General features: G+C 63.3%; 16 protein-coding genes. 10 read left to right on the forward strand and 6 right to left on the reverse strand.

Translation table 11 applies throughout. The features are described from left to right. Nucleotides 1-5: 5 nt before the first annotated feature. From B4393_RS07765 to B4393_RS07775, 3 genes are all read right to left on the reverse strand, one after another. Nucleotides 6-626: a TetR/AcrR family transcriptional regulator gene (locus tag B4393_RS07765; protein ID WP_078333635.1), complete on the reverse strand. Its 621-nt coding sequence runs from the start codon at nt 624-626 to the stop codon at nt 6-8. 225 nt (nt 627-851) lie between these two features. Next, entirely contained in the window at nt 852-2084 is a 1233-nt protein-coding gene (locus B4393_RS07770; RefSeq protein ID WP_078333636.1) for a glycosyltransferase, read from the reverse strand. Beyond that, the gene (locus tag B4393_RS07775; protein ID WP_078333637.1) at nt 2084-2728 is read right to left on the reverse strand and encodes a TetR/AcrR family transcriptional regulator; all 645 of its coding nucleotides are present in this window, start codon (nt 2726-2728) and stop codon (nt 2084-2086) included. Before B4393_RS07775 ends, B4393_RS07770 begins: the two co-directional genes overlap by 1 nt. A 252-nt stretch (nt 2729-2980) precedes the next feature. On the opposite strand from B4393_RS07775, the gene B4393_RS07780 reads away from it, so the two are divergent. From B4393_RS07780 to B4393_RS07805, 6 genes are all read left to right on the forward strand, one after another. Continuing rightward, nucleotides 2981-3286: a hypothetical protein gene (locus B4393_RS07780; RefSeq protein WP_078280969.1), complete on the forward strand. Its 306-nt coding sequence runs from the start codon at nt 2981-2983 to the stop codon at nt 3284-3286. A 46-nt stretch (nt 3287-3332) separates the two neighbouring features. Next, nucleotides 3333-3638, forward strand: coding sequence for a hypothetical protein (locus tag B4393_RS07785; RefSeq protein ID WP_078333638.1), 306 nt, complete (start codon nt 3333-3335; stop codon nt 3636-3638). Nucleotides 3639-3883: 245 nt separating this feature from the next. After that, nucleotides 3884-4900 (forward strand): alcohol dehydrogenase catalytic domain-containing protein, encoded by a 1017-nt coding sequence (locus B4393_RS07790; RefSeq protein WP_109558198.1) that lies wholly within the window; start codon nt 3884-3886, stop codon nt 4898-4900. Between the two features lie 8 nt (nt 4901-4908). Beyond that, entirely contained in the window at nt 4909-5937 is a 1029-nt protein-coding gene (locus B4393_RS07795) for a nitronate monooxygenase (RefSeq protein ID WP_078333966.1), read from the forward strand. A gap of 408 nt (nt 5938-6345) precedes the next feature. Beyond that, on the forward strand, nt 6346-6861 hold the full coding sequence (locus tag B4393_RS07800) for a hypothetical protein (RefSeq protein ID WP_070937864.1): 516 nt from the start codon (nt 6346-6348) through the stop codon (nt 6859-6861). 122 nt (nt 6862-6983) lie between these two features. After that, complete coding sequence (locus B4393_RS07805) at nt 6984-7760, forward strand: glucose 1-dehydrogenase (RefSeq protein ID WP_078333640.1); 777 nt, start codon at nt 6984-6986, stop codon at nt 7758-7760. On the opposite strand, the gene B4393_RS07810 is transcribed toward B4393_RS07805, so the two are convergent. The 3 genes from B4393_RS07810 to B4393_RS07820 all read right to left on the reverse strand — a co-directional run bounded on the left by B4393_RS07810 (nt 7754) and on the right by B4393_RS07820 (nt 10633). Further along, nucleotides 7754-8563, reverse strand: a complete 810-nt coding sequence (locus B4393_RS07810) for an alpha/beta fold hydrolase (RefSeq protein WP_078333641.1) — start codon at nt 8561-8563, stop codon at nt 7754-7756. The two genes, B4393_RS07805 and B4393_RS07810, sit on opposite strands and share 7 nt — an antisense overlap. An 11-nt stretch (nt 8564-8574) precedes the next feature. Further along, a complete protein-coding gene (locus B4393_RS07815; RefSeq protein ID WP_078333642.1) occupies nt 8575-8994 on the reverse strand; it encodes a TIGR03618 family F420-dependent PPOX class oxidoreductase in 420 nt (139 codons plus the stop codon). Between the two features lie 73 nt (nt 8995-9067). After that, nucleotides 9068-10633: an acyl-CoA carboxylase subunit beta gene (locus tag B4393_RS07820; protein ID WP_078333643.1), complete on the reverse strand. Its 1566-nt coding sequence runs from the start codon at nt 10631-10633 to the stop codon at nt 9068-9070. Nucleotides 10634-10743: 110 nt separating this feature from the next. Here B4393_RS07820 and B4393_RS07825 point away from each other — a divergent pair, with 110 nt between their 5' ends. From B4393_RS07825 to B4393_RS07840, 4 genes are read left to right on the forward strand one after another with little or no spacing between them, the layout of a single operon-like run. Further along, nucleotides 10744-11901 (forward strand): LuxE/PaaK family acyltransferase, encoded by a 1158-nt coding sequence (locus tag B4393_RS07825; protein ID WP_078333644.1) that lies wholly within the window; start codon nt 10744-10746, stop codon nt 11899-11901. Then, nucleotides 11901-12302 (forward strand): iron-sulfur cluster assembly scaffold protein, encoded by a 402-nt coding sequence (locus tag B4393_RS07830; RefSeq protein WP_070937870.1) that lies wholly within the window; start codon nt 11901-11903, stop codon nt 12300-12302. Before B4393_RS07825 ends, B4393_RS07830 begins: the two co-directional genes overlap by 1 nt. Next, nucleotides 12277-13467: a cysteine desulfurase family protein gene (locus B4393_RS07835; protein ID WP_078333645.1), complete on the forward strand. Its 1191-nt coding sequence runs from the start codon at nt 12277-12279 to the stop codon at nt 13465-13467. Before B4393_RS07830 ends, B4393_RS07835 begins: the two co-directional genes overlap by 26 nt. Continuing rightward, the gene (locus B4393_RS07840) at nt 13464-14570 is read left to right on the forward strand and encodes an ABC transporter permease (protein WP_070937872.1); all 1107 of its coding nucleotides are present in this window, start codon (nt 13464-13466) and stop codon (nt 14568-14570) included. The genes B4393_RS07835 and B4393_RS07840 overlap by 4 nt, the downstream gene beginning before the upstream one ends. Nucleotide 14571: the final 1 nt, after the last annotated feature.

Below are 14571 nucleotides of genomic sequence, written 5' to 3' on the forward strand. Positions count from 1 at the left end.
GACGGTCATTTCCCGTGGCGAAGGTCCTCAAGTCCTGCCACGATGAGCCCCAACCCGAAATCAAACTCCTCGTCGAGCGGTACCAGGGTGGCGCCGGCGGTGGCGAGGGTTGACGGGAAATCAGTGATGTCGATGCTTTCGACGAATCGGGTCATCATCGCAATGTCGGCCTCGCTGGCCCGGTGTTCTACGCCTATTTGGTTGGCGTATCCCAATACATAGCGTCCGAGCGTCATGTAGATGCGGACGGCCTCGACCGGTGAGAATCCAGCCCTGAGGCAGAGCGTCAAGGTGTGCTCGCGAATCATGAAGACATTGGGCCCGACGGGAATCTGGTCGGCCAGCAGCAGGGCCACGTTCGGATGGCGGCGCAGGGCGTCGAATAGTGCACGTGAACTGACGATGCACGCGCGTTGCCAGGACATTTCCGCGAGTTCTGCATCATCGAACCGCACCTCGCCGAAGACCCGATCGACGACGTGCGCGACGACCTCGGTGCGATTCGCGAAATGCCGATAGATGGTCGCGGTCCCGGAATCGAGGCGGCGGGCCAGCGCGCGCATGGACAGTGCTTCGCCGCCCTCCTCGTCAACGATCCGCAACGCCGCATCGACGATTGACTCCATAGGGAGGGGCGGGCGACCACGTGTTCGTCGCTCGTCTGTCATAGCGGCCAGTATGTCTGTCTTGACAGCGCGGGGCAATTACGGCAACACTGTAGCCGTAATTCCGCTAGCAGATACGACCAGGAGACCGCGACCGAGTTCACACCGCGCGCATGCCGGGAACTGACTCACGAGGGGTGTCGCGGACTTCCTCGGTCACTCTGACACGGTCTGTTGATAGCCCGCTCAGCGCAGCAATTGGTCGACGGTCGACACAACCTGCGCCGCGCCGTCTTCGATAGTGAGGATGTCCGCGATCCGGCGGGTCCGATCCTTGAGCTCGCGGTCGGTCACGGCGGTGCGGATGGCAGCGGCTAGGTGTTCAACGGTGAGAGCACGTTGCGGGATGGTGTCGGCGCTGAGCCCGAGATCGCGGAGCCGTCGAGCCCAGAAGGGTTGATCGCCCAGTCCCGGTACGGCAATCGCGGGGACCCCGGCGCGCAACGCGGCTGCGGTTGTTCCTGCGCCGCAATGATGTGCGACGGCTGCCAGTCGCGGGAAAAGCCAGCTGTGCGGTACCTCGTCCACGGTCAGGACATCATCGTCACCGGCGTTGATTCCCGCCCACCCGGATTGCACGATGCCCCGCATGCCCGCCTTACGTAGTGCGTTTCGCGCGAGCTCCGAAATATGCTCGGCCTGCTTGGCGGAGGTCATTGTGCTTCCGAATCCGATGTACACCGGGGGTGCGCCCGCTGCGAGGAAATCGACGAGTTCGGCGGTGGGACGCCAGTGCAGATCGGCGTGCGGCCACCAGTAGCCGCAGACTTCCAGGCCCGGCCGCCAGTCCGATGGTCTCGGGACAATATGCGGCGAGAAACCATGCAGAACAGTCCATTCCGATTCCGTTCGGCCGCGGCGCAGTTGTCTGGCAGATATCTTCGGAAGGCCGAGGTCTCGGCGAAAGTCGGCCACCACGCCGCTGTAGAGACGATCGACAAGCCGGGCCCCGACCTGGGATGCCAGACGATTAACTACCGCTCCGGCTGACCAGGCCCCGAGTGCGGCCGGTGGAAACTCCGTGGTGGCAGAAAACGGCTGAAACCGGATTCCAACGGACGGAATCCTTTTCGCCTCGGCGAGGGGATGCCCGGCCAGTTCGGAGAACGGTGACAGCAGCAGTATGTCGGCAGGCGTGTCATGCAGGGCCGCCAGCAGTGCGCTGCCGAGCGATCGCATCCCTCGCGGCGAGAGGAACTCCGTGAGCGCCTTCGCGACGTTGACATCGGTCTCGTCGGACGGCGTGTCCGGCCCGGCGATGCCGCGAAAGTCCAGGCCGCAGTGGGATGTCAAGGATTCGAAGCGCTCGTACGCGGCGAGGGTCACGTGATACCCCGCCTCGCGGAGACGGGTGCCTACGCCGGTCAACGGAGCGACGTCGCCGTGGCTGCCGAGGGCGGCGATAACGACATTCGTCATCACGCGTTCCTTACTACGCGACCGAACATTTTCACGAGGTCCTCCGAATAGCGGTGCGCGTCGAACTTCGGGTCCCGCAGAATCTTCTCGACCACCGCGTTCACGGCACCCTGCAGGGCGGTAGCGGTGGAATCGACTGGAAAATAGCAGAATTCGCCCGACTTCTGGCCGGCGCGCAGAATGGTCGACGGATCGAGCTCGGTAAGTTGTTCGGACAATTCGGGTGTCAATCCCAGGTCGCCGAGATGCTTCCCCCCGCTGGGTTTGTAACTCGTACCCAGTTGTGCCAGTGCCGCCAGCTGCGCGCGATGGGTATCGAAATAGTCGATGCTGGAATGGATGTAGGCCGCAAGCTTGTCGTTCTGCGTACGTGCCCGGTCTATTGCCGGGGGCACAGTCTCGAGAGCCGTCTGGTACATGGAGGCGATGACCGCCTCGATGAGTCCGTCCTTGGTGCCGAAGTGGTACAGGACGACGCTCATCGCGATGCCGGCGCGGTCGGCGATCTTTCGGATCGAGGTCTGCGGGTAACCCACCTCCGCGATGACGTCCATCGCGCACGCAACGATCTGCTCGCGGCGAGCGGTTTCGGTAAAAGTCCGCTCGCGGTTGGTTTTAGATCGCATGATCGAAGTATAGATCAGATGATCTATGAAAATGGGGCCGTTTCACCTGGTTAACGGACGGTTAACGGCTATATACCATTTTTCTATGACCCCAACCCCCATGGGGTACTCTGAGATTTAGCTGAGAATCAATCGAACATCTCATAAATTGGGAACTGGGTGAACCTAGAAGCCGTTGAACTGGGTGAATGCATCAACGTTGATGTCTTAGGCAAGTGGTTTCACTTCCCGGGCCATTAGCAAGTTGACCGAGCGGAAAGGAAACATCAGATGAAGAAGTCACTCGTTGCAATCCTTGGTGGAGTCGGCGTCGCGGCAACAGTCGCGGTCCTGGGCGCACCAATCGCCGCGGCAGGCCCGACGCCTCCCCCTGGCTGCTACGCCAACAAGAACAGCGTCAACAACGCCCAGCAGGGTGCCTGTGTGACACCGGGCGGCGTGGCCTATGAGCAGGGTGCTCACCAGCCGACCTACGAGGGTGCCAACCCGCATGTTCCGCTGGGAACCAACCCGCAGGTTCCGTATGGCACCTTCAAGATCAACCCGAGCCAGTCGCCATCGCCTGACAACGCGTAACCATTAGGGCGGCTTCGTCTTCAACGATGTAGAAGGAGCGCAAGCAATGAAGAAGATCGTGATATCGGCAGCGGCGGCGCTCGGCGCCGCCGGGCTGTCGCTGGTGACAGCGGCCGCCGCGTTCGCCAGCCCCGCCTCAGATCCGGAATCCGTCATCAGCGACCTCAAGTCCAACGGGTACCGGGTGATCATCACCAAAGTGGGCTCCGAACATCCGTCGGAATGCACTGTTCAGGGAGTGTCACAGCAATCCGGCGTTCAGAATGTGCAGCCGGGGCGCAACATGCGCAACCAGCCGACGACGGTTCCTTCCGTGGGCCAAAAGGTCGCGTACGTCACGCTGGCCTGCTAGCTGTTCCCGCCGGGCGGTGGCGGCACTTGGTAGTGAGTGAATGACGCTCGCTCCGTGTCGTCACCAGCCCGATGAAAAGTGAGACCGGGCCGCGACGACGGCCGACTCCTCTCCGCTCCGGGGAATGGTTGATCACGGGCGGTAGTTCCCGGTGGTATGCACGTATCGCGCTTCGGCGATATGTGCCAGTGTTTGAGTCCCGCTATCGCCGCTGGACGGGCTGAGCACGCACCGGAGGAGGAATCGTGTCCACATATCGTGCATTCGAGGTAACAGGCCGCCGGGACTTTCGTCTGGTGGAGCGGGAGCTCACTGAACCCCAGCCCGGCGAGGTGAGAGTCCGGGTAGAGGCGTGCGGGGTGTGCCACACCGATGCGTTCGCGGCCGAGGGAATGCGGGCGGATCCGTCGAAACCGATTGTCCCCGGTCATGAAATTGTGGGCGTGATCGACGCCGTCGGCGCGGGTGTACGTGCGTGGCAGATCGGCGAAAGAGTCGGTATCGGGTATCTGAATGGGCACTGTGGCGAGTGTGAGCAGTGTCGCCGTGGCGATTTCGTGAACTGCTCCAATCAGAACACGACCGGCACCACAGTCGACGGTGGATACAGCGAGGTCGCGTACGCGCGGGCCAGCGGTCTGGTCCGAGTCCCCGCCGGGGTTGATCCGGTCGATGCGGCGCCGCTGCTGTGCGCCGGTCTTACCGTGTACCGGGCGCTCTTGACCGCGAATGCCCGACCAGGTTCCCTTATCGCCATCCAGGGCATCGGAGGGCTGGGTCACCTGGGTATTCAGTACGCCAAGGCATTGGGCTTTCGCGTCGCCGCCATCGCTCGTGGTACCGGAAAGGCCGAGCTGGCAAGAAAACTCGGCGCTGACGAGTACATCGACAGCACGGCGGGCGATCCCGCGAAGGTCTTGCAGGCGTTGGGGGGTGCCACCGCGATCATCGCGACGGCATCCAGTGGGTCGTCGATGTCGCCCTTGATCGCAGGGTTGGCACCCAACGGCAAGTTGGTTGTCGTGGGTGCGGACTCCGAGCCCATTGAGGCGAGTATCCCCGAGCTGATCTTCGGCACCCGCTCGATCGTCGGATCCCTGACGGGTAGTGCAATAGAGAACGAAGACAATCTGAATCTCGCTCAGCACCATGGCATTCGCTCGATGAACGAGATCGTGCCATTGGCGGATGCACCAAAAGCGTACGAACACATGCTTTCCGGCGCTGCGAGGTTCCGCGTCGTCCTCGACATGTCGGCCTGATCATGGCGGTGGGCCGCTTTGATCTCCGCGAGCTTTCCCGCCGTGTGATCGTGGCGCCGATGGCGGGCGGCCCGAGTACCCCCGAACTCGCCGCCGCCGGGACGAATGCCGGCGGGTTGGGGTTTCTGGCCGCGGGATATTTGACCGCCGATGTGCTGGCCGAACGCATCGCCGCGGCACGCGCCCTTACCTCGGGTGCCCTTGGCGTGAATCTTTTTGTCCCGCAACCAAGTGTGGCAACGGCCGAGGCGATCCAGCAATACGTCAGGGAGCTTGCCGGCGAGGCGCAGCGGTATGGGGTGGAGCTGGGGGCGCCTCGGTTCAGCGATGACGACTGGGCCGCCAAGCTGGATGTTGTTCGTGCGATGTGTCCGGAGGTCGTGTCGTTCACATTTGGTGCTCCGAGTTCCGAGGAGCGCCGGAGCTTGACGGAACTGGGCATTGCGACCGTTGCCACCGTGACCACGATGCATGAGGCGGCGTTAGCGGTGGGAGCCGGTGTCGATGTTCTGGCCGCGCAGGGACCGGAGGCAGGCGGGCATCGCGGTACTTATGATCCGGCCGCCGCACCGGCAACGCAACCATTGGCAGATCTGCTGGCCGGACTGCGCGAAGAATTTGATGTGCCGGCCGTTGCTGCGGGTGGGTTGGTCACCGGTGAGGACGTCAACGCCGCAATAGCGGCGGGAGCTGTTGCCGCACAGTTGGGTACGGCATTTCTCCTGGCCGATGAGGCGGGCAGCAGCCCCGTCCATCGGGCCGCGTTGCGGAACCCGGATTTCTCTGAAACTGTTGTAACTAAGTCATTTTCGGGTCGATACGCACGCGGCTTACGCAACAGGTTCATCGACGAGCATGAAGAGCGGGCCCCGCTGGGATACACCGAGGTGCACTATCTGACGAGCCCGGTGCGGGCGGCCGCAGTCCGCGCAGGAGATCCGCAGGCCACAAACGTTTGGGCGGGAAGCGGATTCAAGAAGATCAGAGTCGGCTCGGTGGCCGACATCATGAGCGAGTTGGCCGAGTCACGGCGCTGACCGGCAAGCACACGGAAAATACGGCCGGAATGTCGATTTTTGACACGGTGAGGCGGCGTGAATCTTCGAATGAGGTAGCGCGCAAGCCATCCCACGGAGTGAGACGGGCATCGGCCAAAAGGTGGGATAGGTAACAGAAAATTTTGTGCGTTAATACAAGAGATGCGTCAATGTGCAGGAAAAGTGATCAATGCGGCTAGTACACAGCAAATTTCGAGTCAACGGCGACAAACATCGGACAAACCGACTGTGTCCTGCATGTTTGTCCGAGTGGACGAACGTTCGAACATGGACTACCGTAATCAGTATCGCGTTGGCGGACAGTAATTTCCGTCATAATCTTCAGCAAATATGACGCAAGCCACATATTTTGGTAGGCCATCAAGCTGGTTGTTAGCGTCGCGTCCCATGTCTGATCTCGCTGCTTTGCTGGCGTTTATCCATCAGGTCTCGGGTACGCCGTATGTCTCGGGTGGGGACACCCCTCGGGGCACTGACTGCTCCGGCCTGGCCTCCTGGGTGTCCAACGTCGCCACCGATCGCCCCGCGTTCGGTTCTCGGTTCAACACCGGGAACCAGGAGCGCGCGCTGCTCGCCCGTGGTTTCAAGTACGGCACCGCTCCCGGTGCGCTGGTGATCGGCTGGAACGGCGGTCACACCGCTGTCACGCTGCCCGACGGCACCGCCGTCTCCAGTGGTGAGGGAGGTGGCGTGAAGATCGGTGGTGGCGGTGCTTACCAGCCCCAGTTCCAGCGTCACATGTACCTACCGATGGACAACGATGAGGCGGCGGGGTCCGCGCCCTTGGATGTGCCTGCCGATGGCGACGGTCCCGAGGTGATTCCCGCGTCGGTGCTCGCGCCCCATCCCGGACCGGCACCCGCCGGGGATGGGCCCGCGGAGGCGGACTCGGTCGAGGCATAGCTAGATCTGAAAAACCTTGGGTGACACCCCACAATTGGGGTGCGCTGGTGTTATCGCTCACTCCTCCCGATGGGCGGGAGGAACTCGCTACCTGCTGGTAGTGCTGTGGTTTGCCTGGAGTCATGAATGGCAATTCTGCTCTGCTGCAAGGAAAGAACGTCATCGTTACCGGTGGAGCTCGCGGGCTCGGCGCGGCCTTCGCACACCGGATCGTGTCGCAAGGCGGCAACGTCGTCATCGCTGATGTGCTCGTAGAAGAGGGACGCCACTTGGCGGACGAACTCGGTGGTGCCGCGCGATTCGCACAGTTGGACGTGACGGATGCCGAACAGTGGCAGACGGTTGTCCAGACCACGCTGGCGGAGTTCGGCTCCATCAGCGGGTTGGCGAACAACGCGGGGATCTCCAGTGCCGCCTTGGTCGCCGATGAGGCGCTCGAACACTTTCGCAAGGTGATCGAGGTCAATCTGATCGGTGTCTTCATCGGCATGCAAGCCGTCATAGCGCCCATGCGGGCACATGGTGGCGGTTCGATCGTGAATATCTCGTCGGCTGCCGGTCTGGTCGGGCTGGCGCTCACCTCCGGGTACGGTGCGTCGAAATGGGGCGTACGGGGCCTGTCCAAGGTTGCGGCGATTGAACTTGGGCCCGAGCGGATTCGGGTCAACTCCGTGCATCCCGGTGTCGTGTACACCCCGATGACGGCCAAAGAGGGCTTCCAGCAGGGGGAGGGCAACATGCCGATCACTGCCATGGGCCGCGTGGGCACCGCCGATGAGGTGGCGGGCGCCGTAACCTACCTCTTGTCGGACGCCGCGAGTTACGTCACCGGCGCTGAGCTTGCCGTAGACGGTGGCTGGACCGCCGGCCCCACTCTGAAAACAATCACGGGTCAGTGATCTCGGTCGGTGGCAAGTAGATCCCGGAGCTCCTCTGCCACCCGCAGCGGCAGTTCCAGCTGCGGGAAATGTGTCGTGCCGTCCAGACGGGCGTAGCTGAACCAGGGATTGCGCGCCCGGAACTTGTCGTGCAGATCGTCGTAGGCGGTGCGCTCGGGCCTGCAGAAGATGTGGTGAACGCGCGGCGGCTCGATGATTTTCTCCATCCGGGACATCGGTGAGCCCCAGGTGGCGTACGCATCGTCGATGACGCGTCCCGCCTGCGCCCATACCTCGAATCCGAATCCGCCCATCTCGGTGCGGATGTGCCGGTTGACGGCCTCGTTGTGGCTACCGGCCAGCCAGGTCCGGAGGAACTCCAGTCGGCTGGACTGCCACCGCACGGGGTCACGAAATGCCCTGATGCCGTTGAGGAATTCCCGGGGAGCGGCCGTCATGATGAGGTCGATGATCATGACGGCCGGTACCCGCGCGGCGCCGAGCCGATCGGCGAGCTGCAGCGCCGTCCAGCCGGCGTGAGCGTGCGCCACGGGGACGAACGAGTCCACGCTCAGGGCATCGAGCAATCCGACGACGTCCGAAACTTGTTCCGCAAGACCGAATTCAGCCACGGGAGTGCGATCGATGCCATGGCCGCGCCAATCCATGCGGATGACACGGTGACGAGGGACGAGATGGGGCAGCAGCTCGTCATAGGCGCGGTGATCGTGCCCCCACCCGGTGAGCAGCAGGAGGGCGGGCCCGTCGTCCAGGCCCTGATCGTCGAAGGTGATCGGTGTGCCGTCGATGGTGATGGTGTGCATCGTCGGTCTCCCTAGAGAGAGGCGTGGACGCGGGAAGGGCGCACGCGCACGATTGCTTCGCCGGGTGCGCTGTGATGCTCTTCTACATAGGCTTCGGCGCGATCGGCGCCCAGATATCGGGCGGTGATGTCCAGTAGGGCGGCGCGCACTCCGGACTCGTCGGGTTCGATCGTTGCCTCGCCCTGGATCTGTACGTAGAGAAATGGCTCCGCCTGCGTCGCCACAGCGATCACGGCACGCGGATCACGTTGTAAAGCCTTGACTTTCAGAGTGTTTCGATGTGTGATGAACTGGAGATGATCATCGGCCAGCCGATACCAAATGGGGAGGATCAGCGGCCGTCCGCCGACTGCGAGGTACCCAAGTTGCCCGATCAGGGCAGGATTGGAGTCGAGAAACAGACGGACGGCCGGATCATGGATCGAGGTCATGGGTCCACAACCTAGAATCTCAAGTCCACTTGAGAGCAAATCCCGAAGAAACCGGATCGATGTGGCCGAGCTGCTACCAGGTATCGACGACGGGGCGGCGCGGCGGCAGCGGTTCCCGCATGGCGGCGGCGAAAGTCGAGGCGACCAGTGCACGCGTCTCAGCCGGGTCGATCACGTCGTCGATCTCGAAGATCTGAGCGGCGTTGAGTGCCTTGGCATTCTCCTGCGCCGCGGCGGTCGCGTGACGCACCGCCTCCTCTCGGGCGGCCTCGTCGGGAATTGCCTCCAATTCCTTGCGTAGCCCCAGGCGAACCGCGCCCTCCAGGCCCATCGGACCCAGATGCGCGTTCGGCCATGCCACCGTGAGTAGTGGTTCGTGCAGGCTGCCGCCGGTCATGGCTTGTGCGCCAAGGCCATACCCGCGGCGCAGGATGACCGCGACCAGTGGAACGCGCAATGCAGCCCCGGCGACGAGCATGCGTGATGCGCGTCGAACCAACGCGTCGGCCTCCGCGGCCGGACCCACCATGTACCCCGGGCAGTCGACCAGTGAGAGTACCGGCAATCCGAAGGCATCGCAGAGCTGCAAGAACCGCGCGGCCTTGTCCGCCGCGGCGGCGGTGATCGCCCCCGCCATCACCATCGAATTGTTGGCCAGGATGCCGATCGGCCGGCCTTCGATGCGGGCGAGCGCGGTCACCATCTCGGGGGCGAACTTCTCTCGCAGAAAGGTCGCAGAGCCCGCGTCGGCGAGCGTCTCGATAATAGGTCCCACCGGATACGCGCGTCGGGCACGTTCGGGAATCATTGTCCGCAAGGTGGTTTGGTCGGCCGAGTCGCCGGGCTCTACCGTGCCCTGGAAGTAGCCGATAAGCCGTTTGGCCACGGCGACAGCCTGCTGCTCGTCATCCACCACCACGTCGACGACACCGTTTGGGGACTGGACCGCAAGTGGCCCGACCTCGTCCGGATGCACATCGCCGAGTCCACCGCCTGCGATCATGGCGGGACCGCCCATGCCGATCGACGTGTCCCTGGTCGCCACGATCAGGTCAGAGCAGCCCGCGATGACGGCATTGCCCGCGAAGCACCTGCCCTTGACCACAGAGATCCGCGGCACGACCCCCGACAAGGCCGCCCATAACTTGAACGCACGGACATCAAGCATCGAGACCACGGGGTAATCGGTATCGCCCGGGCGACCGCCGCCGCCCTCGGCGAAGAACACCGTCGGGAGCTTCATGCGTTCGATGAGATCGAAGAGCCGGTCCTTCTTCTGGTGCCCGAGTGCACCTTGCGTCCCGGCCAGCACGGTGTAGTCGTAGGACAGCACGGCGCAGGCGCTGCGGCCGGGGCCGAACAGTTCGCCGTTGATCCGTGCGGTTCCGGCGACGAGCCCGTCCGCGGGTGTGCGGGCGATCAAGTCGGCGATGTCGCGACGGCCGCGCTGCGCGGCGATGGCGAATCGGCCGTACTCCACCAACGATCCGGCATCTACCAGATCGGCGATGTTCTCCCGGGCGGTACGACCGCCGGCGGCGTGGCGGCGCGCAACGGCCTCAGGGCGGGCCGCGTCCTCGGTGAGCGCACGTCTCTGTAGTAGCTCGGCATGGTCGTCGCGTAGATCATCGTCCGGCACAGGTCGCACTCTTCCACAAGGTATTGGAAGTCTGCGGGAACTTTTCCTCACGATGATTCGACCACTCCACCGGTGCCCTGTGTGGGCTAGGCAGTCAAAGGAGATGTGCAGTGGATTTGGTCACCATGCTCGGGATGCCGGGGGAAGCCCTCCGGATGACACGAGACGACTGGCGGGCATCGCTTACCGATGTGGTGCGCGAAACCTTCGCAGTGCACTTCGAAGGCAACGGCTTCTACCGTGCCCAGTGTGACGCCGCCGGCCTCACCCCGGGTGACATTCGCGACGTCGAAGACCTGCATCGCATCCCCTTGCTTCCGGTCAGCATGTTCAAACAGGCTGGGGCACATGTGCTCATGACCTGTGGGCTAGAGGAAGTCGAGATCGAGATCCGGTCCACCGGTACCAGCGGTGTGCCGTCGGTCGCACGGCGTGATTCGAGGACGGTGACCAGGGCATCGGTTGGAATCTTCGGTGGGTACCGCGACTTCTTCGGTATCTCCCAGGGCGCGGGCCTGTTCCTATGCCCGTCCACCGCCGAGGTGCCCGAGATGGGCATGGTGAAGATCTTCAATCTCCTCACCGGGATGCTCGACGATCACCGCTACGTGGTGCGTGAGTACTCCTTCGACCCCGAAGAGGCGTTGGCGCATCTGCGGAGCTGGGAGGGGCGGATGACTCGCCACCTCATCGGTCCGCCGTTCATCATTGCCAGGTTCCTGAAATACCTGGAATTGGAGGATATTCCGCTCACACTTGACCCCGACTCGCTGATCATCATGCTCGGCGGCTGGAAGCAGTACACCGGGAATTCGATCAGCCGCGACGACTTCAACGAGAAGGCACAGCGCGTACTGGGAATCGACCGCACCCGCATCCGCGACATGTACGGGATGATCGAGTCGAACATGCTCGCCATCGAGTGCGAGCATCAGCGCAAGCATGTGCCGCCGTGGTGCTACATCTCCATCCGGGACGTCACCGACGCCTCCATCGAACTGCAGCCCGGAAAGACCGGCGGGATAGCGATCCTCGATGCACTGAACACCGCGTATCCCGGCTTTCTGCTTTCCGACGACATCGGTGAGGTGGACGAGAGCGACTGCCCCTGCGGCCGCACCGGCCAGACCGTCAAGTTCCGGCGGCGGCGCCAGGGTGCCGAACTGGGCTGCTGCGCCGTGAGTATCGAAAAGTACATCGACTCACAAGAAGTCGTCGCCGAGTGCGAGCTGGTTTCCGCTGGGGTGACGGAAGCGGTGGGCGCCTAGTGCCCCGGTTCAGCCCCACCGTGGTCGACCACTTCACCAACCCTCGTAACTCGGGCCGCTTGGCACATGCCGATGTCACCGCCTTCATCGGAAATCCGGTGTGTGGGGACCAGATTTTGTTGAGTGCTCAGGTTCGCGATGACGCCGTCAGTGAGATCGGTTTTGAGGCCTACGGGTGTTCGGCGTCGTTGGCCGTGGCGTCCATTCTCACCGAGCGTCTCAGTGGGATGCCGGTGGGAGACATCGCGGCGATCGAAGCGACTCAGGTCACCGAATGGTCGGGTGGCCTCTCGCCCGAACAGCAGCACGTCGCGGCGCTCGGCGCCGATGTCGCGCAACGCCTAGCCAACAACTACCGCAACGGAATTCACGAAGATGTCAGCACCATCCCCGGTTCTTAGCCCGCCCACACTGGTTGCCCCTGCCGAGATATATCTGGACTACGCCGCCACCGCGCCGCTGCATCCGCGCGCGGCGCAAGCCGTCCTGAACGGGCACCGGCTGCTGGGTAATCCGTCCAGCCGCCACAGTGCCGGACGTGACGCCGCGGATGCCCTCACCGATGCGAGGAAGACCGTCGCGCAGATGCTCGGAGCGGATGCCGATGAGGTGGTGCTCACTTCTGGCGGAAGCGAGGCGAACACCCTGGCCTTATGGGGAACCTTTGCAGCCGTGGGTTTCCAGGGCCATTTGGTGACTTCATCCATCGAGCACCCGGCTGTTCTCGCGAACGCTCACGCACTGCGGGATCTGGGCGTGGAGGTGACCTTCGTGGATCCAGCACCGACTGGACACCTCGATTCCATGGATGTGGCCCGCGCGCTGCGCCCCGATACCGAGTTGGTGTCGGTGATGCACGCCAACAACGAGACCGGTGCGATCCAGCCGGTCCGGGAGATCGCCGATATCGCCTCGCAATCGGGTACCGCGTTCCACACCGACGCGGTGCATACCGCGGGCAAATTGGACCTGACAGGCGTTGGTGCGACCATGATCTCGGTGTCTGCGCATAAGTTCGGCGGGCCACGCGGAATGGGTGCGCTGTTTGTCCGCGGTGGGCATCGGCTGTTGCCGGTGATGCGGGGAGGACCACAGGAGAACCGGCTGCGTGCGGGCACCGAGAATGTGCCCGGCGCCCTCGGCATGGCCGCCGCGGCCGAAGTGTGTCTGCGCACCGTGGCGATGGGCTACCGGCTGGGTATGCGGGACCGGCGTGAGCAGCTGATCGAGGGGCTGCGTGCGGTGGGCGGCGTGCATCTGAACGTGAGCGAACCGGTCTTGGAGGAGACGGTGAGTCTGCGATTCGACGGAATCCGGGCCGATACCCTCGCCGACGATCTCGACATGCATGGCATCTACGTATCCACCGGATCGGCATGCCATGCCGGCGAAGACACCGTTTCTCATGTGCTGCAGGCGATGCGACTGACCGAGGACCAGGCACGCGGGACCGTTCGGTTCTCTCTGGGCCCGAGTGTGTCACCGGCAGATGTGGACAGGGTTGTCGAAGTCACCGCGCGTGCGGTGCGAAGGCTGCGCGCCATGGCAGGCGGGATGGTCCGATGATCGTCGCCGTCAAGAACCTTGTGGCCGAGCGAGCCCGATTCGTGCTGTCGGTGATCGGGGTGGCCGTCGCGGTGATCCTGGTATTGGTGATGTCGGGAATCTTCGTCGGCACCACCAATCAGGTGACCACCTACATCGATCACTCCAAGGGAGCGGTCTGGGTGGTTCAGCCGGGTGTGTCGCAGATGTTCCGGGCAGTGTCGTGGCTGCCCGGTGACGGCAAGGACCGGCTACTTAAGGTGCCCGGTGTGCAGTCGGCGGAGCCAATCCTTGGTCTGCCATCAGATTTCGTGCACAACGGTGGGCACACCGCGTACTTCGTTGTCGGATACGACACCGCCACCGGAGTGGGTGGCCCGTGGTCGCTGTCCGAAGGACGCAATGTCGCCGGTTCCGGGGAGGTGGTGTTGGACCGGGTGCTGGCGAAGAAGAACAAGATTCATGTCGGGGACACCGTCCAGCTTGTGGACGGCGACTTTACGGTTGTGGGGCTGTCCAATCAGACTGCCGCCGTAGGAAATTTCTACGCGTTCATCTCCCTGCCGGATGCCGCGCACTTACTACGGGCCGGAAATCGGGTGTCCTACTTCCTCGTTCAGCCCGCAGAGGGGGTCACCGATGACCAGGTGGCGGATTCGGTGAGAAAGACGGTGCCAGGAATGGATGCGCTGACGTCGGAGACCTTCGCCGCGAACAGCCGTGCCATTGTGATCTCGATGATCGGGCGACCGCTCAAGACGATGATTGGGATCGCTGCACTGGTCGGGGTTGCGCTGGTGGGCTTGACCGTGCTGGCTGTCACCACCGAGCAGATGAGTGATTTCGGGGTGCTGCGGGCATTGGGTGTTCGCCCAGGACAGTTGTGCCGCATCGTGATTACTCAAGCTGCGCTGATCGCCGGGCTCGGATATCTGTTGGGTGCCGGGATCACCTACGGAGTGCAGTTCCTGGTGAAGGACCGACTGGGAGATGTCACGGTGCAAGTGACTCCCATCATGCTCGCCGCGATGGCCGCAGCCACCGGTGTGATGGCGGTCATCGGATCACTCATACCGGTCCGACGGGTAACACGGATTGATCCCGCTCAGGCGTTCCGGAGGTGAG

Source organism: Mycobacteroides franklinii (genome assembly GCF_002013895.1).
Taxonomy (GTDB): domain Bacteria; phylum Actinomycetota; class Actinomycetes; order Mycobacteriales; family Mycobacteriaceae; genus Mycobacterium; species Mycobacterium franklinii.